At 69.1% G+C, this 23,742-nt stretch carries 20 protein-coding genes; 5 read left to right on the top strand and 15 right to left on the bottom strand.

All coding sequences use genetic code 11. From position 1 onward, the window contains the following. Positions 1–167: 167 nt before the first annotated feature. Positions 168–1,202 (bottom strand): hypothetical protein, encoded by a 1,035-nt coding sequence (locus DAT35_RS35575; protein WP_108073686.1) that lies wholly within the window; start codon positions 1,200–1,202, stop codon positions 168–170. A gap of 155 nt (positions 1,203–1,357) precedes the next feature. On the opposite strand from DAT35_RS35575, the gene DAT35_RS35570 reads away from it, so the two are divergent. Further along, on the top strand, positions 1,358–2,281 hold the full coding sequence (locus DAT35_RS35570; RefSeq protein WP_199243091.1) for an RNA polymerase subunit sigma-70: 924 nt from the start codon (positions 1,358–1,360) through the stop codon (positions 2,279–2,281). Continuing rightward, positions 2,278–3,174, top strand: a complete 897-nt coding sequence (locus tag DAT35_RS35565; protein WP_233261920.1) for an alpha/beta fold hydrolase — start codon at positions 2,278–2,280, stop codon at positions 3,172–3,174. The genes DAT35_RS35570 and DAT35_RS35565 overlap by 4 nt, the downstream gene beginning before the upstream one ends. A 29-nt stretch (positions 3,175–3,203) precedes the next feature. Here the strand turns inward: DAT35_RS35565 and DAT35_RS35560 are convergent, their stop codons facing one another. After that, a complete protein-coding gene (locus tag DAT35_RS35560; protein WP_146210034.1) occupies positions 3,204–3,602 on the bottom strand; it encodes a DUF6010 family protein in 399 nt (132 codons plus the stop codon). A gap of 38 nt (positions 3,603–3,640) precedes the next feature. On the opposite strand from DAT35_RS35560, the gene DAT35_RS35555 reads away from it, so the two are divergent. After that, a complete protein-coding gene (locus DAT35_RS35555) occupies positions 3,641–4,627 on the top strand; it encodes a GlxA family transcriptional regulator (RefSeq protein ID WP_233261919.1) in 987 nt (328 codons plus the stop codon). A gap of 379 nt (positions 4,628–5,006) precedes the next feature. Here the strand turns inward: DAT35_RS35555 and DAT35_RS35550 are convergent, their stop codons facing one another. The 9 genes from DAT35_RS35550 to DAT35_RS35515 form a co-directional block, all read right to left on the bottom strand. Further along, positions 5,007–5,765, bottom strand: a complete 759-nt coding sequence (locus tag DAT35_RS35550; RefSeq protein WP_108073680.1) for a DUF5953 family protein — start codon at positions 5,763–5,765, stop codon at positions 5,007–5,009. A gap of 1 nt (position 5,766) precedes the next feature. Beyond that, on the bottom strand, positions 5,767–6,528 hold the full coding sequence (locus DAT35_RS35545; protein WP_369946285.1) for a DUF6310 domain-containing protein: 762 nt from the start codon (positions 6,526–6,528) through the stop codon (positions 5,767–5,769). A gap of 278 nt (positions 6,529–6,806) precedes the next feature. Continuing rightward, complete coding sequence (locus DAT35_RS35540) at positions 6,807–7,280, bottom strand: hypothetical protein (protein WP_108073676.1); 474 nt, start codon at positions 7,278–7,280, stop codon at positions 6,807–6,809. Positions 7,281–7,305: 25 nt separating this feature from the next. Next, the gene (locus DAT35_RS59380; RefSeq protein ID WP_158502047.1) at positions 7,306–7,449 is read right to left on the bottom strand and encodes a hypothetical protein; all 144 of its coding nucleotides are present in this window, start codon (positions 7,447–7,449) and stop codon (positions 7,306–7,308) included. A gap of 34 nt (positions 7,450–7,483) precedes the next feature. Continuing rightward, positions 7,484–7,975: a thiol peroxidase gene (tpx, locus tag DAT35_RS35535; protein WP_108073674.1), complete on the bottom strand. Its 492-nt coding sequence runs from the start codon at positions 7,973–7,975 to the stop codon at positions 7,484–7,486. Between the two features lie 112 nt (positions 7,976–8,087). Further along, positions 8,088–9,338 (bottom strand): myxochelin B biosynthesis transaminase MxcL, encoded by a 1,251-nt coding sequence (gene mxcL / locus DAT35_RS35530; protein ID WP_304466076.1) that lies wholly within the window; start codon positions 9,336–9,338, stop codon positions 8,088–8,090. A gap of 89 nt (positions 9,339–9,427) precedes the next feature. Beyond that, positions 9,428–10,651, bottom strand: coding sequence for a myxochelin export MFS transporter MxcK (gene mxcK, locus DAT35_RS35525; RefSeq protein WP_108073670.1), 1,224 nt, complete (start codon positions 10,649–10,651; stop codon positions 9,428–9,430). A 187-nt stretch (positions 10,652–10,838) separates the two neighbouring features. Next, positions 10,839–12,242: a TerB family tellurite resistance protein gene (locus DAT35_RS35520; protein ID WP_108073668.1), complete on the bottom strand. Its 1,404-nt coding sequence runs from the start codon at positions 12,240–12,242 to the stop codon at positions 10,839–10,841. A 108-nt stretch (positions 12,243–12,350) separates the two neighbouring features. Next, on the bottom strand, positions 12,351–13,172 hold the full coding sequence (locus DAT35_RS35515; protein WP_108073666.1) for a metal-dependent hydrolase: 822 nt from the start codon (positions 13,170–13,172) through the stop codon (positions 12,351–12,353). 187 nt (positions 13,173–13,359) lie between these two features. Here DAT35_RS35515 and DAT35_RS35510 point away from each other — a divergent pair, with 187 nt between their 5' ends. Both DAT35_RS35510 and DAT35_RS35505 read left to right on the top strand, forming a co-directional pair. After that, positions 13,360–15,189: an HSP90 family protein gene (locus tag DAT35_RS35510; protein ID WP_108073664.1), complete on the top strand. Its 1,830-nt coding sequence runs from the start codon at positions 13,360–13,362 to the stop codon at positions 15,187–15,189. Further along, entirely contained in the window at positions 15,186–16,316 is a 1,131-nt protein-coding gene (locus DAT35_RS35505; RefSeq protein WP_108073662.1) for a hypothetical protein, read from the top strand. Before DAT35_RS35510 ends, DAT35_RS35505 begins: the two co-directional genes overlap by 4 nt. A gap of 3 nt (positions 16,317–16,319) precedes the next feature. Here DAT35_RS35505 and DAT35_RS35500 read toward each other — a convergent pair whose 3' ends face one another. The 4 genes from DAT35_RS35500 to DAT35_RS35485 form a co-directional block, all read right to left on the bottom strand. Next, a complete protein-coding gene (locus DAT35_RS35500; RefSeq protein WP_108073660.1) occupies positions 16,320–17,324 on the bottom strand; it encodes an aldo/keto reductase family protein in 1,005 nt (334 codons plus the stop codon). Between the two features lie 46 nt (positions 17,325–17,370). After that, on the bottom strand, positions 17,371–18,972 hold the full coding sequence (locus DAT35_RS35495; RefSeq protein WP_146210033.1) for a hybrid sensor histidine kinase/response regulator: 1,602 nt from the start codon (positions 18,970–18,972) through the stop codon (positions 17,371–17,373). Then, complete coding sequence (locus tag DAT35_RS35490) at positions 18,969–21,110, bottom strand: PAS domain-containing sensor histidine kinase (protein WP_108073656.1); 2,142 nt, start codon at positions 21,108–21,110, stop codon at positions 18,969–18,971. Before DAT35_RS35490 ends, DAT35_RS35495 begins: the two co-directional genes overlap by 4 nt. 308 nt (positions 21,111–21,418) lie before the next feature. After that, complete coding sequence (locus tag DAT35_RS35485) at positions 21,419–23,740, bottom strand: Tex family protein (RefSeq protein WP_108073654.1); 2,322 nt, start codon at positions 23,738–23,740, stop codon at positions 21,419–21,421. Between the last annotated feature and the right edge of the window lie 2 nt (positions 23,741–23,742).

Raw genomic sequence — 23,742 nt, 5'->3', positions numbered from 1 at the left:
GGGGAGAAGGCTGCCCACCCCGGACGGAAGCGGACAGCGGCCAGAAGACGGGGGAATGTGCCGCGCGCAAGACGGGGCGGAGTCACCTGCCTGCCTGTAGGCGCGCGTGGCGTGCGTTCCCAATGAAACCGTGGAGAACACGGAAGAGCGGGCCGGGGGCAGGTCTTTCACCTGTTGGCTTGTTGCATCGATTCGATCCATCGCTGGACGAGCGCGTGGCCCTTTTCGTCCACGACGTGCGTCCCCAGAGGGGGCATCTGGACCGCGGGCTCGCGGCTGCTGATGCGGTGGAGGAGCGTGCTGTGCGCCGTATCCCCTGGCGCCACCCTCATGAACTTCCCGCCGAGCCGGACGACGGGCCGGAACAGGGAGGGCACCCCCACCACCGTCCGGAAGGCATCCGTCCGCTGGACGGAGATGAGATCGGCCACCTCCAGCCGCAGGTGGGGGCCCGAGACGCTCCCCAGTGCCTTCTCATTCGCGTTGTGGCACGACACCCCGCAGTTGATGTGCAACCACCCCAGCGCCTCCCGCTCGACGGGAGTCCCTGGGATGCGCAGCTCCTGGGTGGGCGGGTGCGTGAGCAGTCCTTCCTGAACGAGCCGTTGAAGCGACAACCCCTTGGCCGCCTCATGCGCGAGCGCCACCGCCTCGAATCCGAGCACCCCGTCCCCTCGCCCCTGGTGGCACGCCAGACAGTCCAATTGGCTGGGAATCTCGAAGCCATCGGTTCCGGGGACGTCCCGCTCGCCATCCGTGAGCTCGAGCGCGACGCTCTCGTCACCGCTCCAACGGTACGTCGTCCGCAGCCAGGAGCCCTCGGCCTGCTTCCACATGAAGCGGGTCTCGATACGCCTGCCCTTCCAGCGGAACTCCTTCCACAGCTTCGTTCCCACCGGGAAGCGCCACTCGTCCATCCGCGAGGAGTCCACCCGCGTGCCGGGGGGTAGGAAGATGAAACGTGACTTCTCCAGACCATCGCTCCACAACTGGAGCCCGGGCTCGAAGGAGCGCACGCCGGGCCCTGTCTGTCTGGACGCCCAACCCTGTCCGCCTTCGCCATACAGCCCCGTGCACGCCAGATGTTGAAGGGTGTCGCAGCGAATGCCGCCATCCTCGGCCTTCCACGTCTCCGAGGGCTTCTGGGTACAACCCGGCAGGGTCAGGGCGAACAGCAGGGCGCCCATGCGCACGGTCATCATGGAAAGACACCTTAAGTGCGTGCTCGGAACGTCTCGTGCGTCTTGGTGACGCACCCCCACCCGCTCGCGCATCCCCAAGTCCGCGTTTTCACTGAGGTTGGGGAGAAATATCGGTCGACCGATGAGTCCGGCTCCTTGCAGTCGTTCTATTGCGCATGATGGAACCCACCCACTCCCCGCCCCCGATGTCCGATTTCGACGCGCTCGTGCGGCCGCACCGCCACGCACTGCACCTCCACTGCTACCGCATGGTTGGCTCGTTCACCGAGGCCGACGACCTCGTGCAGGAGACGCTGCTGCGTGCGTGGAACGCGCGCGATGCGTTCGACGCGAGCGGCGGTGAGGCCGGGATGCGGCGCTGGCTGTATCGCATCGCCACGAACGCCTGCCTCGACCACCTGCGGAGCACCTCGCGGCAGGCGACCTCCGCGCGCTCGTTCGCCGACATTCCCTGGCTGCAGCCCTACCCGGACGCCCTGCTCGAGGACCAGGCCGTCACGCGCGAGTCCATCGCCCTGGGCTACCTCGCCCTCATCCAGCGGCTGCCACCGCGGCAGCGAGCGGCCTTCGTGCTGTGCGAGCTCCTCGACTGGCCGGCGGCCGAGACGGCCTCACTGCTCGAGACCTCGGTCGCGGCGGTCAACAGCAGCCTCCAGCGTGCACGCGCCACGCTCTCGCGCCACGAGGTGCCCGCGCGCGGTGACGCTGTGACGGCCGACGAGCGCGCGCTGCTGGCGGCGTTCATGGCGGCGCACCAGAGCGGCGACTGCAAGGCGTCCATCGCGCTGCTCACGCGCGACGTGCGCGTGACCATGCCGCCGCTGCCCGCGTGCTTCGAGGGCGTGGACCAGGTGCTCCCGCTGCTGGAGCGCGCGAACGCCATGGGCGAGTGGAGGCTGGTGCCCGTGTGGGCCAACCGCATGCCCGCGGCCATGAGCTACCTGCGGCGACCGGGCGACCGTGAGCTGCGCGCCTTCAAGCTCGACGTCCTCCACGTGCGCGACGGCCTCATCCATGAGATCACCACGTTCCAGCCCACGCAGCTCGCCGCCTTCGGCCTGCCGGAGGTGCTCGCGTGAGAGCGCTCCTGGCCACCCTGTCCCTCCTCGCCGTCTCCTGCACCTCCACCCTCTCCTCTCGTGAACCCTCCCCCATGACCTCTCCCACCGCCCCGACGAAGACCGGCTACGCCCACGTGAACGGCCTGAGCCTCTACTACGAAGTGCGCGGCTCGCTCGCGGACGGAGGCACCCCGCTCGTGCTGCTGCATGGCGGGCTCCACAACACCCTGCTGGACGCGCCGGTCGCGGCGCGCCTCGCGCAGGGCCGCCAGGTCATCTCGGTCGACCTCCAGGGCCACGGCAGGACCGCCGACGCCGACCGGCCGCTGCGCTACGAGCAGCTGGCGGATGATGTCGCGGCGCTGCTCGAAGAGCTGCGGGTGCCGCAGGCGGACGTGCTCGGCTATTCGCTCGGCGGTGGCGTCAGCTTGCGCCTCGCAATCCAGCACCCGTCACGTGTGCGCAAGCTCGTCGTGGTGGGTGCGCCGTTCAGCAACACCGGCTGGTACCCGGAGGTGGCCGCGGCGTTCCAGCACCTGACCGGCGCAATCGCCGACATGATGAAGCCCTCGCCGGTGTACCAGACCTACGCCGCCATCGCGCCCGACCCGGCGGGCTTCGCGCGCCTCATCGACAAGACCGGCGAGCTCCAGCGCCGCCCCTGCGACTGGTCCGCGGAGGTGTCGAAGCTCTCCATGCCCGTCCTCCTCGTGTTCGCCGACGCGGACTCCATGCCGCCCTCGTACATCGCGCAGTTCTATGGGCTGCTCGGCGGAGGCCAGCGCGATGGCGGCCTCGACGGCAGCGGCCGCCCGAAGTCGAGCCTCGCCATCCTCCCCGGCCGCACGCATTACGACCTGTTCGAGTCCCCGGCGATGGTCGCAGCCGTCGAGCCCTTCCTCGGGCGCTGACCTGCCCGGCAAAGATCTGATCAAGCCCCTCACGCCTGGCGGGTGACGGGCGTGCCGAGGCGGAAGAACCACACGGCGATCAGCGAGTCGAATACCAGGCAGCCCCACGACGAGGTCTCCATGAAGGGCCAGATGGGGTGAGCCCAGAAGTGGTGCACCAGGTCCCACGCGGCGTGGAGCCACCACGCACACGCGACCGCCCGGTACGACGAGCGCGACAGCCAGCTCACCGGAAGGAGCAGCGCAGGGAAGGCAAGCTCCCAGACGCCCAGTCCGCCGGCGAGGTAGGCCCCGCTGGCGCCGGTGACGAGGAGCGAGTTGAGTGTCAACCGCGCGGGCTCGCGCACGCGTGACATGCCGAAGACGAAGACGAGCGCGGCGAGGGCAGGGCCCACCGTGGCCATGATGTCGGAAGGTACGGGTCTCATTGCGCGCGATGATGCGTCTGGGGTAGACGTCCGCGCTAGTGGCCGAAAAGACAAACATCGCAGGAATCAAGACACGGCGGGTGGTGGTGCTGGCGTTCGATGGAGTCGTGCTGGGCGACCTCTCGGTGCCATGCGAGCTCTTCGGGCGGGCTCGGAACGCGGACGGGAGCCCGGCCTACGAGGTGCGGGTGTGCTCGGTGCGGCCACGGGTGCGCTCGCTTCACGTGCAGTTGGAGGTGCCATTCCGCCTGCGGGAGCTGGCGCGTGCGCACACCGTGGTCGTGCCCGGGCTGGAGGAGGATGCGCCCATGCCCGCGGAGGAGGTGGCGGCGTTGCGGCGGACGCTGTCGGCTCCACGCGCCAGGCGGCCTCGCGTGATGTCGATCTGCACGGGCGCCTTCGTGCTCGCGGCGGCTGGAGTCCTCGACGGGTTGCGCGCCACGACGCACTGGCGGGCGTGCGCCGCGCTCCAGGAGCGCTTCCCCGCGGTGCAGGTCGACCCGGCGGTGCTCTTCGTCGACCATGGAGGTCTTCTCACGTCGGCGGGAGCCACGGCCGCGGTGGATCTCTGTCTGCATGTGGTGCGGAAGGACCTTGGCGCGGCACAAGCGGCGCATGTGGCGCGGCAGGCGGTGGCCCCGCTGGAGCGCAGCGGCGGTCAGGCGCAGTTCATCGAGCACCTGCCGCCGGCCACCGAGGAGACCTCGCTCGCGGCCTTGGGGACGTGGCTCGAGCGTAACGTCGGCGGAGATCTCTCGCTCCCGGCGCTGGCGAAGCGGGCGGGGCTGAGCACGCGCACGTTGAGCCGACACGTCAGGCAGCACCTCGGCATCACGCCAGCGCAGTGGGTGGCGCAGGCGCGCGTGCGGCGGGCGCAACACCTCCTCGAACGCACCAGCCTGTCGATCGAGCGTATTGCGGAGGAGGTGGGCTTCGGCTCAACGTCGGTGCTCCGCGAGCACTTCGCGAAGGCGGTGAAGGTCTCTCCATCGGAGTGGCGGCGGAGCTTCGCGAGCCGCGTGTAGTCAGAGGAGGAGGGCGTTCGCGCTGCACACCTCGTGCCGCAAAAGGTGTCAGACAACTGGCACGGCTTCCATCACCACTCGCTGTGCGGTTGGGCCTCGATAACCCCGGCGCGGAGCCCTGGACGCTGGCGGGGGCGGCGCTGGTGGACTCGACCGGGAAGAGGTAGCGCTCGTCGCGTGGCAACAGGCGCCCATTCCCGCGAATGGGGCCGGTGCCGTCGTGGTGGGCATTGGGGGGACCGCGCGCAGCTCGGCTGCCCCTGTACCCTCAAGCTGTGGGAGGCAGGGGGGCCGCGCACCGTCACCCTCGGGAACGTCACGTTCCATGTGAGCCAGAAGGCGGCGCCCTGAGCACGGCCACCGCGAGCCGTGCCGAGCCTCAAGGGGCTTCGCGCCCGCCGATCTCCGGGAAGCGCTCGTAGGCCCGTTTAAGCGCGTCCAGGTGGGCGGGGTTGTCCAGGTCGAGCGGAGCATCAGTGAGCCGGACAACCCACCCGCCCGACGCCGTGCGCCGTGCGCGCGCGAGCAGGTCCGCATCGCGGGCAGGGTCAGGAAAGCCGATGGCCCGTGCGGCAGCGGCCGACCAGTAGTTCAGCCACCCGAGGCGATGCGGAATCTCAGGCGCGCGGATTTTCTTTGGGAGCTTGAGCGCTGGCAGTCCCCGGGGAGGACACGGAGGCCCTTCCAACGTGGGACTCGTCTGCTCTGCGATCTCCACACCCGCGTTGAACGGTGTCGCGTGCCCCCAGAACGCGCGTGCGCCCTCCGCTACGGCTTCCAGCATATCCGCTGCTGCGGCGATGCCGGCTGCGTCTAGCGGCAGGTCCGCATGGACTTCAAAGTGCGGCGGGCTGCCTGCTGCAAGACCGTTCGGATTTTCCCACCCAGCAACAGTCACGAGGTGGTCATCATCATCGTTGCAGAGGAACGGAAGTCCGCCGTCCGTGCTGTTTGCCGCGACCCATTCATCGCGGTGAGGCAATGCAATAAGGTCTTCCTTTCCGGAAGTCGTCCATCCCAGACGCAAGCCCGGAAGCGCACGTTCCATCCCGTGGATGATGGCGAGAGATAGCGCATCGCCGCGCACGAGTGCAGGCGCGTAGACGATGATGCCAAGCTCGTTGTGGCTAGATGTCATTTCAGCACCAGTCCATGACGACGACTTTAAGGGTGGGATCCGCGCGCTTTAGCGCGGTCTTGTGCGCTTCGCTGCGTACGCCAACAATGAAGTCATACCCACACTCTTCTGCGAGTCTCTTCTCGCGTTGTAGCTCGCCCAGTTTCATTTTGATAAAGAACTTCTGAGAGTGTGGTGAGTGCTTGTCAAAATCATCCGTCTTGACGTCCCACAGAGTGAGCGTGGCCAATTGCAGCCCGTCGTAATCCTTCCCGTTGACGCGCACATCCCAGCCGGGAAAGCTGTTGTTTGGAATTTTGTCGGCGCATTCGTTGTGCGGGTCATGACCGCCACGGTGCGTCACTGGTCGAGGCTCGCACTCCGGGCGGCGGTCTCGCTCCGTGACTTCGGGTGGATCCAGAGGAGGGAAATCCGGCCCTCTTGGCTCCGGCTTGGGCCTTTTTTTCGGCGAGGGCTCCTGCGGCGCGGGCTTTGTTTCGGGCACGGGCTTCACTTCTGGCACGGGGCGCACTTCAGGCACGGGCCTTACTTGGGGACGACCCTTCTTCTCCGCGTAAGTATCCAAGGCTTCTTTGATGGCGAAGCCCACCACTACAACGCCCGCCACAACGACTGCTCCCACGACGAGCTCGGGTGCCGCCAGAACGCAGACCCCAAGTCCCGTGGCCGCGGCACCCGCGGAGGCAATCGCGCATCGTCCCGTGGGGTCGTGAAACTCGAGCCGGTCATGGTCCAGGGCCTGATAGCACCGCTCCGCCAGCACGGGCCAGGGCTCGGAAGCCTCCCGTACGGCGCACCGCCCCCCGTCCGTCCAGGGCAGCGTCGCCGCTCGCTGGAGGTTGGCGAGCCTCGGGTCTCGGGCCGCTGGCTCTCTTGGGCCAGGCGCTGACGTAGCGCAGGCTGAGACATAGAGCAGAAGTGCGATGCACGCTCGGAAACGCATGGCCACGTCCTCCAATCGAGTCAGGACCTAAAGGGTCCTGGTGGGGCTGTAGGGAACTGGGTTGATGAGCAGCTCCGTTCCCTCTCCGGAGCGGTCGCTCAGGTTCTTGGTGTACACGAGCGGCGTGCCCGTGGGCACGTGTTGGCCAGCGTCAGCATCCGCCCCAGCTCCCACGCGGAGGCGTAGGACACATCGAAGAGCCTCGTGGCCGGGTCGTAGCGCACCAGCTCGTCCGCGCACCGCACGGGCAGTGACACGCTGTCCGGGTTCTCGCCCGGCACCAGCGGCCCTCGGTAGAAGGACACGCTCTTGCTCCCCCGGCGCATCCGGTGCGTCACGGGGACATAGCCCTGCTCCAGGCAGGGCGCGGCCGGGCTGCTCGCGGGCAGGCTCACCGGGAGCTGCAGCGTGTTCGGCTGGCGGCCCAGGTTGCGCAGCAGCCCGCTGAAGCCCTGCTCCGGCTCCACGCTGAAGAAGGACCAGTGGGCCAGGCTCACCAAGCGGATCCAGTCGTTGGCGCCCGCGCCCTGGAAGTCGAACTGCCCGTTCGTGTAGCGCTTCTCCAGCGACACGAGGTGGACCGTGCTCTTGCCGTCCTCACATGGGCAGGCGATTGCAGAGCACGGTGGCCTCGGGCTCGCCCTCCAGCGCTCCGGTGGACGACTTGCGCTGATGCACGTGCGCCAGCAGCGCCAGCTCCTCGGCCTTGGGCAGGATGGGCTCGAGCACCTTGCGCTTCACGTCCAGGACTGTGACTTCAGGGGAGAGGCGCGGGCTACAGCTTCGCGAGCGCCGCGTCGTAGTTCGGCTCCTGGCCGATCTCGGGCACCTGCTCGGCGTGGAGAACCTTGCCACTCTCGTCGAGCACGACGACCGCGCGCGAGTAGAGGCCCGCCAGTCCTCCCTCCTTGATGGTCACTCCGTACTGCTTGCCGAAGTCGCCACGGAAGCCCGAGAACGTCAGCGCCTTCTCGATGCCCTCGGCGCCGCAGAAGCGCTTGAGCGCGAACGGCAGATCCATCGAAACGTTGATTACCGTGACGTTCGGCTTCTCGGTCGCGCGTTTGTTGAACGTGCGCACCGACGTCGCGCAGACACTGGTGTCAACGCTCGGGAAGATGTTGAGCACGCGCTTGCCGGAAATCGACGAGAGCTTCTTGTCACCGAGGTCGAGACCCGTGAGCGTGGCGTCCGGCGCCTGGCTGCCCACCGCGGGCAGGTTGCCCTCGGTCTGAATCGCGTTTCCCTTCAGGGTGATCCTGGCCATGGGTGCGTCTCCTTGAATGCGTGGGGTGCCCGTCCTAGTGGCCCCCCGCGGCGAGCGCCAGTGAAACATGGTTCCACTGGCGCCAAGGTGACGCTTGGCCGCGCCTTCCAGCTCAGGCCGCGCTGGCGGACTGCCTGGCGCCTTCCCGCAGCACTTCCTCGGCCATGTCGATCGTGTAGTCGATCTGCTCCGCGGTGTGCGCCCCGCAGATGAAGTTCAGGTCCCGCCGCAGCAGGATGCCACGGCGCGCCATGCCGGCCTGGAACGGTTGTGTCAGCTTCGCGTTCTCCGCGGGGTCCTTCGAGAAGCGAAGGAGCGGGATGGCATCGTACCCCAGCACCCGCAGCGGCGAGCCGAGCTGCTCGGCCCTGGCGTTGATGCCCGAGCGCAGCCTCCGGCCCAGTGCGGCGATATGCTCGTAGTAGCCACTCCGCTGGTACTCCTTGATGACCGCCTGGCCCACCGCCAGCGACAGCAGCTCCCCGCCAAACGTGGTCGACACCTGCAGCGCCTCGAGCTTGCGCAGGTGCTTCTCCGGCCCGGCCACCGCCGACAGGGGCATGCCCGCCGCAATGGCCTTGGACAGGCAGACGAAGTCGGCCTTCACGTCGAAGAACTCCTGTGCGCCCCCCTTCGCCAGGCGGAAGCCGGTGATCACCTCGTCCAGCACGAACAGCACCTCGTGGGCGCTACAGGTGGCGCGCACCTTCTGCACGAACTCACGGCTCAGGCACCGGTTGAACGGCACCGAGAGCAGCACCAGGGCGAGCTGCTTCGCGTTCTGCTCGATGCAGGCCAGCAGCGCCGCCTCGTCCGGCTCCTCGAAGAGCGGCATGCGCCGCGTATACGAGGCCAGCACGGCGGGGACGCCCGGTGTGTCGTACATGAAGTGATCATGCCAGCCGTTGTAGCCCACCGTGATGATCTGCTCCTTGCCCGTGATGTAGCGCGCCAGCCGCACCGCCGCCGAGGTCGCCTCCACCCCCGTCTTGAAGAACCGCGCCATCTCCGCGCCGGGAACGGAGTCGACCAGCGTCTGCGTGGCGCTGATCTCGATGGGCGTGGGCAGGGAGTGGATGAGGCCCTGCTCCAGATACTCACGGATGGCATTCAGGACGACAGGATGATTGTGGCCGAGCGAGCTCGCCCCGAGCCCACAGATGTAATCGATGTACTGCTGGCCATCGACATCTTCCACCAGCGCGCCCTGCCCTCTCGCGATGTAGACCGGGAAGGAGCCTGGAGCGAACATCTCCGGCCGCTTCATCATCGTCTGGGTGATGCCGGGAATCAGCCGCTTCGCATCCGCCAACAGGCGGTTCGAGTTGCCAAGCTCCATCCTGCCCTGGATGGGTAGAGGCAATGACGAGCTCTTACTACCAAGCGGGTAGTGCATGACACATCCTTTCACTGATGACTGCGTTTGACAGATGAAGCGGAGCCCGCGAGCCCTCAGGCCGGCGCGGCGCTCCGGGAGACAGCGCTCCGCCCGAACGTCCACAAGGTGCAGAGCGCGAAGACCGTCACCCCCACCGCGACCCAACCCACGCGGCCGAAGCCGATCAGCGCTCCGTCCGGTGCCGCCATGAGCATCCAGCCGCTCACCCACGCCCCGAGTCCCGAGGCGGCATCGCTCGCCGCCGAGTTCACCGCGAGGTAGCGCCCCCGCAGCGCCGGCGGCACCCGGGACGCGACCAGGGCCATCGTGGGAATGGCCCGGCCCGAGGTCAGCGTCATGAACAGCACGAAGACCAGGCCCACGACCGGCGGCGGTGAGGCGGTCAGGTGCGTGAACACCAGATGCGGTCCCATCGTGCCCACCAGCAGCGCGGCCAGCACCCGGGCCGGGCCGTAACGGTCGGCCAGGTGGCCGATCCACCGCGAGCTCAACAGCGAGGCCGCTCCGCCAAACAGATACACCCAGGACAGGTCCACCAGACGCAGACCCAGATTCCCCACCATGTAGGGGCTCAGATAGGGAATCAGCAGGAAGCCAGAGAACACCACGCCAAAGGTCAGCAACCACCCCAGCCCCAGCTCCGGAGTCCAGCCCGGCACGAGCTGGGAGCGATTGCTGTCTTCACGGGCCCCGGTCAGATGACGATCCACCGCGGGCAGGGTCCACCACAGACACAGCCACACCCCACCCGCGAGCGCGCAGATCACCCAGAACGGCGCGCGCCAGCCAAACTGACTGGCGAGTCCCAGGCCCATCGGCACTCCGGCCACTCCGCACAGTCCATACGCAGACATCACCGTGCCAATGGCGCGTCCCCGCCGCTCCGCCGGAACCAGGTCCCCCACGATGGCCAGGAGCACGGCCCCCATCAGCCCCGCACACGAGCCCGCCACGGTTCTCGCCACGAGCAGCCACGTATGGCTTCCCGCCGCGCCGCAGGCCAGGGTCGCGAGGATGAATCCCGCGTAGAGCAACAACAGCGCGCGCTTGCGATCGAACCGATCCAGCCAGAACACCCCCAGCACCCCCATCACCGCCGAGGCCAGCGTGTACGCGGACACCATCGCCCCGAACTGCGCGGCCGTGATGCCAAACCTCCGCATGAACTCCGGCCCCAACGGCATCACGATCATGAAATCCAGCAGGTGGGTGAACTGCATGCCCGCCAGCAGCCACAACCACTGGCGTTCCTGCCTCGGAGAGGGAGATGCGTTCATGACAATCCCCTGGTCGCTCCGGAGCCCGGACGAACACCCGCCCCGCCCCAGGATTGATGTGCCGTGCCCACACCCGGATACGATTCGCACAGGCCGATAATGATAATGAGAATCAAAATCATCACAGGGCGGCACCATACCCGTTCGCCGCATCGGACGGCAAGCACGGTCTGCGAGAGGGCCGGGCTCAGCCCGCCTTGCGCACCGGAGGATCGTCCCCGCCGCCCGAGCCTTCTTCGTCGGGATTCGCGGGCTCGGGCTCGTCCTGGAAGGAGCTCGGCAGCAGGTTGAAGGGCAACACCTTCGCCAGCGCCACCAGCAACAGCATGCCTCCCGGCGCCGCGAAGATGGCCAGCGCGGGAATCGCCTTGGCCACGTCAATCAGTTGCGCCCGCATGCGCTGGCGCTCCTCGGCCGTGAGCGGCTGCCTCCGCGCAGCCTTGGTGAGCAGGTGGTACAGCTCGCCCGTCTCGCGGACCTCCTGCATGAGCCGGTAGAAGTTGCGCTCCAGCGCGTTCTGCATGCTGGACACGAGGTCCTCGCCCATCAGGTTCGCCGCCGAGGACACCGTGAAGACATCCACCACGGAGCGGTTCTTCGCGTAGAACTCGGCCACCTCCAGCTCCAGGTGGTGCACGGTGCTCTCCGGCACCCGGAGCGCCTGGGCGAGCCGCTCGATGAAGGCACGCTCCCCTCGCGAGCGCCGGCCATCCACCAGCGAAGCCAGCAGCGTCTGCTCCAGGATGAACCGCCGCAGGTCCACGCTGCGCACGCCCTTCACCGCCGTGCTCAGGGAGCGCTTGCGCTCGAAGGACTGTCTCACGGCGGCACGCAGCTCGCTCTCGAGCTCGTCCGGCAACCCCAGGTCCTCCACCTGCCGGAGGATGGCCCGGCGCGCGGAGTAGGTGGGCTGCCGGTCCACACAGGCCAGGCCCGTGAGCACCTCCACGAGCAGCGCCTTCTGCCGGGCGGCGAAGTCGATGCGGCGCCGGGCCATCTCGCGGTTCAACCCGCCTCGCGCGAAGTAGTCGAGCGCCTGCCGGCCGAACATGTGCGCGTCGGCGTAGAGGGCACCGTTGTGCAGGACGAGCCCGTAGGCCGGGTCTCCCGACAGCGACATGGCGCGGCGCTCCAGCGCGTCCTCCACCTTGCCCCATGACCTGCGCGGAACCGCGTGCTGCTGGCGCAGCTTCTCCTCGATGGCCTGGGCCTCGTCGAGCTGCCCGGTGAGGACGGCGAAGAGGAGCAGGAGCTGCTCGCGGCGAGGACCCTCGGGTGCGCCGGCCAGGGACGCGATGTCCAGGGCCATCCGCGCGAAGGTGCGCACCACGGCACGGAAGAGAACCTCCTCGGGGGCGCCCGTTCCGGTGGACTCGGCGGACGCGCCCTCCGTGACGGCTCCGCCATCCGCGGGCGTGCCGTAGAGCAGTCCGCTGGCGCGCAGCATCCGGCGCACGTACGAGCGGGCACGGGCCCGGCCAGAGCTGGACTCGGGGAGGCCCGAGGGCACGACGGGTCCCGGTGCGCGTACGTGGGCCGCGACCGACTCCTCGAGCAACGAGGAGAGCCAACCCGCCTTGCCTAAATCCATCGGAAATCCACCCAGATGCCGCGCCAGGGCGGCTGCGAGGGAGATACCCCACTTACCGCCCCGGCGCCAACGGCCCCACCCGACACGGTGGGGCCGGACACAGGACGACTACAGCGCGGTGGCCTTGCCGGCCTCGAGCGACTTCACCTTCGCCGCGCTCTTCGTCTTCTTCAGCTCCGCCTCCAGCTTGTCGGGCGAACCCGTGAGCAGCGGGAACGTGCCGTAGTGCATGGGCACCACCGTGGGGTTGCCGAGCAGCCGGGCGGCCTGCGCGGCGCCCGCCGGGTCCAGGGTGAAATGGCCGCCGATGGGCAGCAGGGCATACGTGGGCTTGAACTGCTCGGCGATGAGGCTCATCCCACCGAACAGCCCCGTGTCACCACCGTGGTACAGGGTGGGGCCGTTCTCGATCTCGATGACGAAACCCATGGGCGCGCCCGCGTACTGCGAGGGGCTCTTCTCATCCGCGGCGTAGCTGCTGGAGTGCACCGCCTCGACGAAGTGGATGGTGGCGTCCTTCACCTTGAAGGTGCCACCCACGTTGCCGCCCATGGCCTTGTCCTGCGGAATGCCCAGCAGGCTGATGAGCTCGTAGCAGCCGAACACCTGGGCCCCGGTCTTCTGCTGCAGCGCCTTGGTATCGCCCACGTGGTCGAAGTGCCCGTGGGAGACGAGGATGGCGTCCACCTTCTCCGGCCACTGGACACCCTGCGGAGCCTTGGGGTTGGACAGCCAGGGGTCGATGGCCAGCGTGGCACCACCAGGGGTGCGGAGGATGAAGGCCGCGTGGCCCCACCAGGTGAGCTCCGTCTTGCCAGCCGGGGCCGCGGCCTCCTTCTTCGCGCCCCCCTTCGCGGGCGGCTGGGCGACGGCCGGTCCGGACAGTCCCAGGAGCGCTCCCACCACCACTGCCATGAGCTTGTTGCGCATTGCGTGCTCCTCCTCGAAACGACGGTGTTCCGCGGTGCCACCGAGGCCCCCCGCGGTCGAGGGGCCGCATATGCGGCGGGCGGGCAGTCGTCCAGAGGCAAATCCGGCGGCTGTCCACGGCAAGGTAGACAGCTCCACCGCCGAGGACGTACGGCTCGCCACGTATTCGCTATAGGCTGCTCGGCTCGTGGATCATCGCTTCCAGGTCAACCTCCGGGGGGTCATCGACCTCCTCTCCCACCACCTCTACAGCACGCCCGGCGTGTTCGTGCGCGAGCTGCTGCAGAACGCCACCGACGCCATCCGCGCCCGGCGGCACCTGGAGCCGGAGCACCGGGGTTCGGTGCGGGTGGAGCTCATCGAGAAGCAGGACGGCGGCCTGCCCACCCTCCTCTTCAGTGACGACGGCGTGGGGCTGACGGAGGAGGAGCTGCACCGCTTCCTGGCCACCATCGGCGAGAGCTCCAAGCGCGAGACGCTCGAGGCCCGCCGCAACGACTTCATCGGCCAGTTCGGTATCGGCCTGCTGTCCTGCTTCATGGTGTGCGACGAGCTGCTGGTGGTGACGCGCTCGGCCAAGGGGGACGGCCGCTCGCTGGAGTGGCGGGGCCGGCATGACGGCACGTACGCCGTGCGGCCCTCCGAGCACCCGCTCGAGCACCCGGGCACCCAGGTCTTCCTCGTCGCCCGGGCGGACGCCGCCGAGTACTTCACCCCGGAGCGGGTGCGGCAGCTCGCGGTGCACTACGGTGGGCTGCTGCCCTTCCCCATCCACCTCACCGCGCACGGCGGCACCGAGCACCTCAACCCGGCCCCGCCCCCCTGGCGCCGCCGGTACGAGAGCGCGGCGGAGCGTCGCGCGGCGCTACTGGCGTACGGGCGCGAGGTGTTCGGCATGGACTTCGTGGACTGCATCCCCCTGCGCGCGGAGGCAGGCCAGGTGGAGGGGGTGGCCTTCGTGCTGCCCTTCTCGCCCCACTTCAACTCGCGGCAGAAGCACCGCGTGTACCTCAAGGACATGCTGCTGTCCGAGAGCGCGGAGAACCTGCTCCCGGAGTGGGCCTTCTTCGTCAAGTGCGTGGTGAATGCCCAGGGCCTGCGCCCCACCGCCAGCCGCGAGGCCTTCTATGAGGACGACACGCTGGCGCGCGCCCGCGAGTCGCTCGGCCAGGTGCTGCGCCAGTACCTGGTGGACCTGGCCCACCACGACCCGCGCAACCTGCAGCGGCTCATCGCCCTGCATGGCCTGTCCGTGAAGGCGCTCGCGCTGGATGATGACGACTTCTACCGGCTCGTCATCCATTGGCTCCCCTTCGAGACGACGCTGGGGATGATGACGCTGGAGCACTACCGCCAGACATTCCCCATCGTGCGCTACGTCAACACCCTGGACACCTTCCGGCAGGTGGCGCGCGTGGCGGCGGCGCAGGGGCTGTGCATCATCAACGCGGCCTATACGCATGACGCGGCGCTGCTCGAGAAGCTGCCGCGCGTGCTGCCGGAAGTACAGGTGGAGCTCTTCTCCGCGGCACAGCTCCCCCAGGGCTTCGAGGAGCTCACGGCCGAGGAGCGCCACACGGTGGAACGGCTGCGGCAGGTGGCGGAGGAGGCGCTGGCGCCGTTCCGCTGCGAGGTGAGCCTCAAGAAGTTCCTCCCCGCCGAGGTGCCCACGCTCTACGGGGACGCGGACGACGGGGCCTTCCGGCGCGACCTGGAGCGCGCCCGCGAGGAGACGGACGAGCTGTATGCCTCGGTGCTGGAGGGCGCGCTGGCCGAGTCCCGTGAGGAGGAGCGGCCGCAGCTGTGCTTCAACTTCCGCAACCCGGTGGTGCGCCGGCTGGCCCGGGTACGGGACACCGCTCAGCTCAAGCTGTCCGTGGAGATGCTGTACGTGCAGGCGCTGCTGCTGGGCCACCGCCCGCTGAACGCGCAGGAGATGGCGTTGCTGAACCGGGGGCTGCTCGGCCTCATCGCGGCGCGCCTGGACGATGACGAAGGTACGGGGAGTGTGCATTGACGGAGTCGGATTGGCGCGAGCAGGTGAAGAGTCTGCTCGGGCGCGCGGAGAGGCTGGAGCCAGGCGAGGCCAAGGTGATGGCGCTGGAGGAGGCGGCGCGCCTGGCGGACGCTCATGGAGACGTGCCGCTCGCCTTCGAGGTGCGGGACGCGCTCATCGACGCGGCCACCTTCGGGGGCTTCCCGGACCGGGCACTGGTGGCCTTCGCGTGGTGCCGGGGCCAGCAGCAACGGGACCCGGAGCGCTTCGCTCCGGAGACGCTGTTGTGGAAGCAGAAGTGGGTGGTGGGCCGGCTGGACGAGTTCCCTCACATCAGCCGCAAGCAGATAGAGGGCGCGCTGGACGACGTGGAGCAGTGCTTCGCGAAGTCGGGCGCGGGCCAGCGCGCGGTGCTGAAGCTGCGCTACCAGGCGGCTCGGGACATGGGCGACGAGGCCCTGGCCGAGTCATTGTGGGCCCGGTGGGTGGAGACGCCACGAGACCACCTCACGGACTGTCGCGCCTGCGAGCTGGATGACGAGTTGGATCACCACATCGACCAGGGCGAGTACGCGGTGGCGCTCCAGAAGGCGCGGCCGCTGCTCGAGGGGCGCAGCGCGTGCGCGGAGGTGCCCCACCTGACGCTGGGAAGCGTGCTCTACCCGCTCTTCAAGCTGGGACGGTTGGAGCAGGCACGGGACAGCCACCTGCGCGGCTATGCCCTGGTGCAGCGCAACCGGGAGTTCCTCGCCACGATGGGCGACCACCTGGAGTTCCTCACGCTGACGGGGAACGTGGAGCGCGGGCTGAAGCTCTTCGAGCGGCACATGGGGTGGGCGCTGGAGCATGCGAGTCACCGGGACCGCTTCACCTTCCACTCGGCCGCGCTCGCCCTCATGGAGCGGGCGCTGGCGGAGAAGCGGGAGCGGGTGGTGCTCTCCCTGCCTCGCGCGTTCCCGCTGTACTCACCCGGGGACGCATACGAGACACGGGCCCTGCGCGGCTGGCTCGCGGCACAGGCGGAGGGCATCGCCGCGAAGTTCGACTCGCGCAACGGGACGGACCGCTTCCACAAGCTGCTGGCCCGCTCGCGCCGCCTCGGGGAAGAGGTGGTCCCCTTCCCCATCGACGCCCCCCTCACCGCTTGAGCGCTACGGCCGCTTCTCGGGGTTGGACAGCTTCGTCTTCTCCGGGTCGCGCTCGACGACGGGGCCCAGGATCTCGTCGATGCGGCGCATCACGTCCGCGCCCAGCTTCACGCCCGCCGCCTTGACGTTCTCCTTCACCTGCTCGGGCCGCGAGGCGCCGATGATGGCCGAGGAGACATTCGGGTTCTGCAGCACCCACGCCACCGAGAGCTGCGCCAGCGACAGTCCCACTCCATCCGCCACCGGCTTCAACTGCTGCACCCGCGTGAGGACATCATCGGTCATGAAGCGCTGGATGAAGCGCGAGCCGCCCTTATCGTCCGTGGCGCGGCTACCCTCCGGCGGCTTCTGGCCCGGCTTGTACTTGCCGGTGAGCACGCCCTGGGCAATCGGCGACCAGACGATCTGCCCCACGCCCAGCTCCTGGGAGGTGGGCACCACCTGCCCCTCGATGACCCGCCACAGCATGGAGTACTGCGGCTGGCTGGAGACGAGCTGGAAGCCCAGCTGTCTCGCCAGCTTCACGCCCGCGCGAATCTGGTCGGCCGTCCACTCGGACACGCCGATGTAGAGCGCCTTGCCCTGGCGCACCACGTCAGCGAAGGCCTGCATCGTCTCCTCGAGCGGCGTCTCGAAGTCATAGCGGTGGGCCTGGTAGAGGTCCACGTAGTCCGTCTGCAGCCGCCGCAGCGAGCCGTTGATGGACTCCAGGATGTGCTTGCGCGACAGGCCCCGGTCATTGGGACCCGGGCCCGTCGGCCAGTACACCTTGGTGAAGATCTCCAGGCCCTCGCGACGCTGCCCCTTGAGCGCGCGGCCGAGTACCTCCTCGGCCCGCGTGCCAGCGTAGACGTCCGCGGTGTCGAAGGTGGTGATGCCCTCGTCGAGGGCGGCGCGCACACAGGAGAGCGCCGCGGCCTCCTCGACCTGGGAGCCATGGGTCAGCCAGTTCCCGTAGGAGATCTCGCTGACCATGAGACCGCTGCTGCCGAGATGTCGGAAGTTCATGCGGGGAGACTTAACCCGCGCCATCCCCTCACACCACCGGAACCTCTCAGCCCTCCGCCAGGGGACGTATCGGCAATGAAACGGTGAACACCGTCCCGTCTCCCGGCACGCTGCTCACCTCGATGTCGCCTCCGAAGCGGCGCACGATATTCCGGCTGATGGAGAGCCCCAGCCCCGTTCCGGTCGAGCCCTTCGTGGTGAAGAAGGGCTGGAAGAGCCGGGGCAGCATCTCGGGCGGGATTCCCGGGCCCGTGTCGCTGACCTCGATGACGGCCCGCTCCGGCTCCCGGCGGGTGGTGATGCGGATCTCCTTGCGCGCTCCCTGCCACCCATCGAGCGCCTGCGCCGCGTTGACGAGCAGGTTGACGAAGACCTGCGAGACGGGCCCCGGGCTCCCCTTCACCTCGAGCCCATCGAGCAGGTCGGCCTGGACGACGGCCCGCCGCGTCGTCTCGACACGGGCGATGCGGAGCGCCGAGCGGATGGCCTCGTTCAGCTCGAACCAGCCCCCGGCCTCATCGTCCATCCGGGCCAGCGAGCGCATGTCCCGCACGATGTCGCTGATGCGCAGAGCCCCCTCGCGCGCATCCAGCACGGCCTGCTCCAGTTCCGCCAGGTCCACCGGCGCGCCCTGGCGCAGCGCCACCAGTTGCTCCCGGATGTAGCCGAGGTTGCTCAGCACGTAGGCGGAGGGGTTGTTGATCTCATGCCCGATGCCGGCCGCCACCTGGCCCAGGGTCGCCAGCCGCTCGGAGGCCGCGAGCTGACAGGCCAGGCGCCCGTTCTCCAGCGCGAGCACCACGTGGCTCGCGAGCACCGCCGCACGGTCGAGGTCCTTCTTGCCGAAGATGCGCGGGCCCACCCTGCGCAGCAGCCCCAGCACTCCGATCACCCGCTCCCCCACGAGCAGGGGATAGAGGATGAGCGAGGCCACCTGCCCCAGCGCCCGGATGGAGCCGAGCCGTGGATCCTCGAGGCCTGGAACCACCAGCGCCGGGGTGCGATCCGAGGACAGCCTCTGGACCACCCGCTCGCCGAACTCGCGCAGCAGCGTCCCCTCGGACTCGGAGGCCAGACCGCTCGCGTGCGCCACCTCGAACCGGCCCTGCGCGTCCGGAATCAGGAGCACCACCGCGTCCGCGGCCATGATGCCCCGGCTTCCCTCCACGATGGCCTCGGGGAGCCGCTCGAGCTCGTTCGAGGAGAAGAAGGACTGGCTGGCGCGCACCAGGTCCGCCGAGGCGTTGAGCCGGTAGCGATCGAGCGCACGCGCCACGCACGAGTACATCTCGTGGATGTCGAAGGGCTTGCGGATGAGATCGAACGCGCCGGCCCGCATGCACTCGATGGCGGTCTCGACCTCGGCGTAGCCGGTGGCGACGATGACCTCGGTGGCCGGCCGGAACTGCTTCACCTCGCGCAGCAGCTCCAGCCCGCTCATGAAGGGCATCCGGACGTCGGTGATGACCAGGCCGGGTGTGGACTCTCGCAGCAGCCGCAGGGCGGCCTTGCCGTCGGATGCCTCGGAGATGTCGTAGCCCTCCAGCTCCAGCTGGTAGCGGAGCAGCAGGCGCATGTCCCGCTCATCGTCCACGACGAGGATCTGCTCGGGGACGGGGGAAGTCCGGGTCGGAGAGGGGGTGCTCATGCGGAAGCCTCCGAGGAGAGCGCCGGCGCCACCGGGAGCCACAAGCGTACCGTGGTCCCGGCACCCGAGGCCGATTCCACGTCGATGCGGCCGCCATGCGACTCGACGATGCTACGGGTGATGGACAGCCCCAGGCCCGTCCCCTGTCCGACCGGCTTGGTGGTGAAGAAGGGATCGAAGATGCGCTGGAGCACATCCGGAGGGATGCCGCTCCCCGTGTCCGTCACGAACAACTCGAGGCCCTCGCGTGTCGGGGAGCGGCGCGCCCCGACGGACACCGTGCCACCTGGAGGCGTCGCGTCCAGCGCGTTGCCCACCAGGTTGAGCAGCGCGGACTCCAGCTCCGGCGCGTTGGCCTCCAGGCAGGGCAGGTCCGCCGGGGGCTCGACGATCTCCAGCCGCACCTGGGCCCGCCGGGCCTGGCCACTGGCCAACTCGCGCACGCGCTCGAGCATCGACGCCACTTCGACACGCTCGCGCGCCGGGCCGCTCTTGCGCGAGAAGTCCAGCAACGTCCGCACCAGCCGGGCACAGCGCTGGGTCTGCTTCTCGATGGAGAGCAGCCCTGTGCGCGACGTCTCGTCCAGCCCGGACCTCCTCAACAGGCCCTGCGCGAAACCGAGGATGATGCCGAGCGGGTTGTTGAGCTCGTGCGACAGGCCGGCCACGAGCGTTCCCACCGCCGCCATCTTCTCCGACTGCACCAGCGTCTCGCGCAGGCGCTTGACCTCGCGCAGGTCCCTCGCGATGCACACGTACCCCTGCACCTGCGCCCCCGCGTCGAGGATGCGCGACACCGTGAGCTGCACGGGGATGGCGCCCGCCTCCCGGGTGAGGAGGAAGAGCTCTACCTCCACGGGCTCGCCGCCGCTGGCACGGGCGAGCAGCGAGGTGAAGTGCTCGCGCGTGTCCTCGGGCACCACCCGCTCCTGGAAGGAGGCCCCCAGCATCTCCAGCCGCGGCCACCCGAAGAGCTTCTCCGCCGCCTCGTTCCACACGAGGATCCACCCCTCCGTGCCCACCATGACGCTGGCGTTGGGAGAGGTGGACGTCATCTGCGCCAGCAGGGAGAGGTGATCTCTCGAGCGCTCCAGCTCGGCGGTGCGGTGCGCGAGCCGCTCGAGCATCAGGTTGAAGGTGCGCGCGATGGCGCTCAGCTCGTCGCGCGAGGGAATCTGGACACGCTCGCCCAGGTCTCCCCCGTCGACGATGCGCCGCATGGAGGCATGCAGTTGGTGGAGCGGGCGCAACAGCAGCCGGGTACGCCAGACGACCAGCAGCGCCAGGAGCACCGCCGCCGCCACTCCCGCCTGGATCATCCGCTGGAGCAACGCATCCACCGGGCCGGAGATGCGCGCCACCGGCACGGAGAGCACCACGGACCAGCCGAAGCCATGCTCCCGCGCGAAGCCCTCCACCGGCACGAGCAGGTAGAACATCCCGTCGACGAGCGCCGTGTTCCGCCCGGCGGACGCGGAGGGCAGGGACCGCAGCTCACCCATCACCTGCCCGGGCAGCGTTCCGGCCAGCGGCTTCTCCCCGTCCAATAGCACCAGCTCGAGTCCCAGGCGCGCGGCGTCCCGCCGCGCGAACGAGAGATCGAACCGGGCGACCAGGACTCCCTCCGTGTGCAGCGGGTTGCGGATGGGGAAGGCGAAGAGTACTCGCGGCTGGCCCGCCTCGGAGGTGACCAGGGCCTGCGGCTGGCCCTCGCGAACCTGCGGCCACCAGGGCGCGTCCGCGAAGGAGCCCACGCTCTGGCCGCGGCCGTTCCACGCGATGACATGCCCCGTGGAGTCGAGCAGCCAGAGGTCCGCCTCCTCACCGTCCTTGCCGGGCAGGCTCAGCCGCTGCACGAAGGGCTCGAGGTGATCGCCCCGGCTCAGCATGTCGATGACGCTGTGGGTCATGAACGGGTTGGAGGCGAGCGCCTGCGTCGCGGCCCACCGGAGCTGAAGCTGCTCGTCGATGTCGTGCGAGGCGTAGCGGGCCAGCTCGTGCAGGTGCTCGCGGCTGGCGGTCTCGAGCGCCGCACGCGCACCACCGGACACCGTGGCGATCAGCGAGCCGACCAGGGCCACGTCGATGAGCAGGAAGAAGAAGAGGAGCTTGCCTTGAAAGCTCCGGAGGATGTTCACGGGGGATACCTACGGCGGGGGGAGGGCCAGCACACCTCGCGCATCGGAGGTGGCTGGTCTGTCATCGGAGGGGCTCAGGGGGGGACCCAGCGCCGCGTGGCGCGAAGGGACGATGGACGACTTCGCGTGGGCCACGGCCACGCCGCAGCTCTGCAGCGCGAGACCGAAGACTCCTGGCGGCGGTCGTCTCATGGCTCCCCGGGAAACCCTGGGAGGCCAGAATATACAAGCCCGTCGGCGGGGGCCATGTGACCCCCCGTGCTCCCGGGCGCCGGACAGCGGATTCCGGCGCCGCGCGGGAGCCCCGCTCAGCGCTTGAGGTTGCGGAAGGGGTTGTTGAAGGGCTCGGCCGAGGGCTTCTGCGGAGCAGGCGCCTTGCCGCTCCCCTGCTTGCCCGCCGGAGCAGGACGCGAGGCTCCAACCGATGAGCGTGCCTCACCGCCGGAGGAGCGAGGAGCCCCGGCGGACGGCCCCGAGGTGCCCTCGGTGACGGCGCGCACGGACAGCGCGAGCCGCTTGCGCACCAGGTCCACGCTCAGCACCTTCACCGTCAGCCGATCACCCACCTTCACCGCCTCGGAGGGATCCTTGATGAAGCGGGTGGAGAGCTGGGACACGTGGACGAGCCCATCCTGGTGCACGCCCACGTCGACGAAGGCCCCGAAGGCGGTGACGTTGGTGACGACGCCCTGGAGCACCATCCCCTCCTTCACGTCCTCCAGCTTCTGCAGATCCTCGCGGTACGCGGGCGCGGTGAAGTCGCCACGCGGATCCCGGCTGGGCTTCTCCAACTCGGCGAGGATGTCCTTCAAGGTCATCTCGCCCAGGTCCGGGCCCAGGTAGCGCTTCGGGTCGATCTTCCGCACCAGCGCGGCGTTGCCCACCAGGTCCTTCACCGGGACGCCCAGGTCCTTCGCCATGCGCTCGACGACGGCGTAGCGCTCCGGGTGCACGGCGCTCGCGTCGAGGGGCTCGGGGCCATGGACGCGCAGGAAGCCGGCGGCCTGCTCGAAGGTCTTCGGGCCCAGCCCGCTCACCTTGAGGATCTCCCGGCGCGTGGTGAAGCGGCCCTTGGCGGCACGGTGGGTGACGATCTTCTTGGCCAGCGTGGGGCCGATGCCAGATACGTGCTCGAGCAACTGCGGCGACGCGGTGTTCACGTCCACGCCCACCGCGTTGACGCACGAGTCCACCACCTCGCCCAGCTTCTTCTTGAGCAGGCCCTGGTCCACGTCGTGCTGGTACTGGCCCACGCCGATGCTCTTGGGGTCGATCTTCACCAGCTCGGCGAGCGGATCCTGCAGCCGGCGGCCGATGGACACCGCGCCGCGCAGCGACACGTCCAGGTCGGGGAACTCCTCGCGCGCCACCTCGGAGGCCGAGTAGATGGAGGCGCCCTGCTCGCTCACGGACACCACCGGCACCTGCGTCCCGAGCGCCTTGAGCACCTCGCGCACGAACGTCTCCGCCTCGCGGCTGCCGGTGCCATTGCCCACGGCGATGAGCTCGGGCTTGTGCTTGAGGATGATGGCCCCGCACTGCTTGGCGGCGGCGGCGCGCTCACTGCCACTCTTCTCCGTGTAGAGCGTGGCGGTGTCCACCAGCTTGCCGGTGCCATCCATCATGGCGGCCTTGATGCCGGTGCGCAGACCCGGGTCCAGCGCGAGCACGGGCCGAGTCCCCGCGGGCGAGGTGAGCAGCAGGTGGCGCAGGTTCTGCCCGAAGACGGTGATGGCCTCGCGGTCCGCGCGATCCTTGAGCTCGTTGCGCAGCTCGGACTCCAGCGAGGGGCCCATGAGCCGGTCCCACGAGTCCTCCACCGCTGCGCGCAGCTCCGGGGCGAACGGGGACTGGGGCTTTGTCACGACACGGGAGGCCAGCGTGCCCTTCACCTCGTCATCCGGGAGGGCCAGCTGGATGCGCAGCACCTCCTCGGCCTCGCCGCGCAGCAGCGCGAGGATGCGGTGCGAGGGCGCCTTGGACAGGTCCTCCTCGTGGTCCGCGTAGTTGTCGAACTTGGTGGCCTCGCCCTTCTTCGCGGCCACGACGGCCGAGCGCAGGCGGCCCTTCTGTACGCACAGCTCTCGCGCTCCCCGGCGCAGTCCCGCGTCCTCGGCAACGCGCTCGGCGCAGATGTCGCGCGCCCCGGCCAGCGCCGTCTCCAGGTCCGGCACCTCCTTGTCCGGGTTGATGAACGCACGCCCCTTGGCCGCGACGTCCTCCTTCTTCCCGCCCTCCTGCTTCCACAGGAGGTCCGCGAGCGGCTCCAGTCCGCGCTCTCGCGCGATGGCCGCGCGGGTGCGCCGCCTGGGCTTGTAGGGGAGGTAGAGGTCCTCCAGCTCGGTGCGCGTCTTCGCCCGCTGGAGCGCCTGCGCCAGCTCGGGGGTGAGCTTCCCCTGCCCCTCAATGCTGCGGAGGATGGCCTCCCGCCGCGTGTCGAGCTCCTCTCGCTCGGCGGCCCGGTCCAGGATGGCTTGAATCTGCACCTCGTCGAGGCCGCCAGTGGCCTCCTTGCGGTAGCGGGCGATGAAGGGGACGGTCGCTCCGTCGGCGCTCAGCGCCAGGGTCCGGTCCACCTGCTCGGGCTTGAGGCCCAGTTCCTTCGACAGCTCGACGGCGTAGACGTGCATGG

Origin of the sequence: Vitiosangium sp. GDMCC 1.1324, from assembly GCF_003044305.1 — a bacterium.
GTDB lineage: Bacteria > Myxococcota > Myxococcia > Myxococcales > Myxococcaceae > Archangium.
This window is presented reverse-complemented; position numbering and strand designations above follow the sequence as displayed.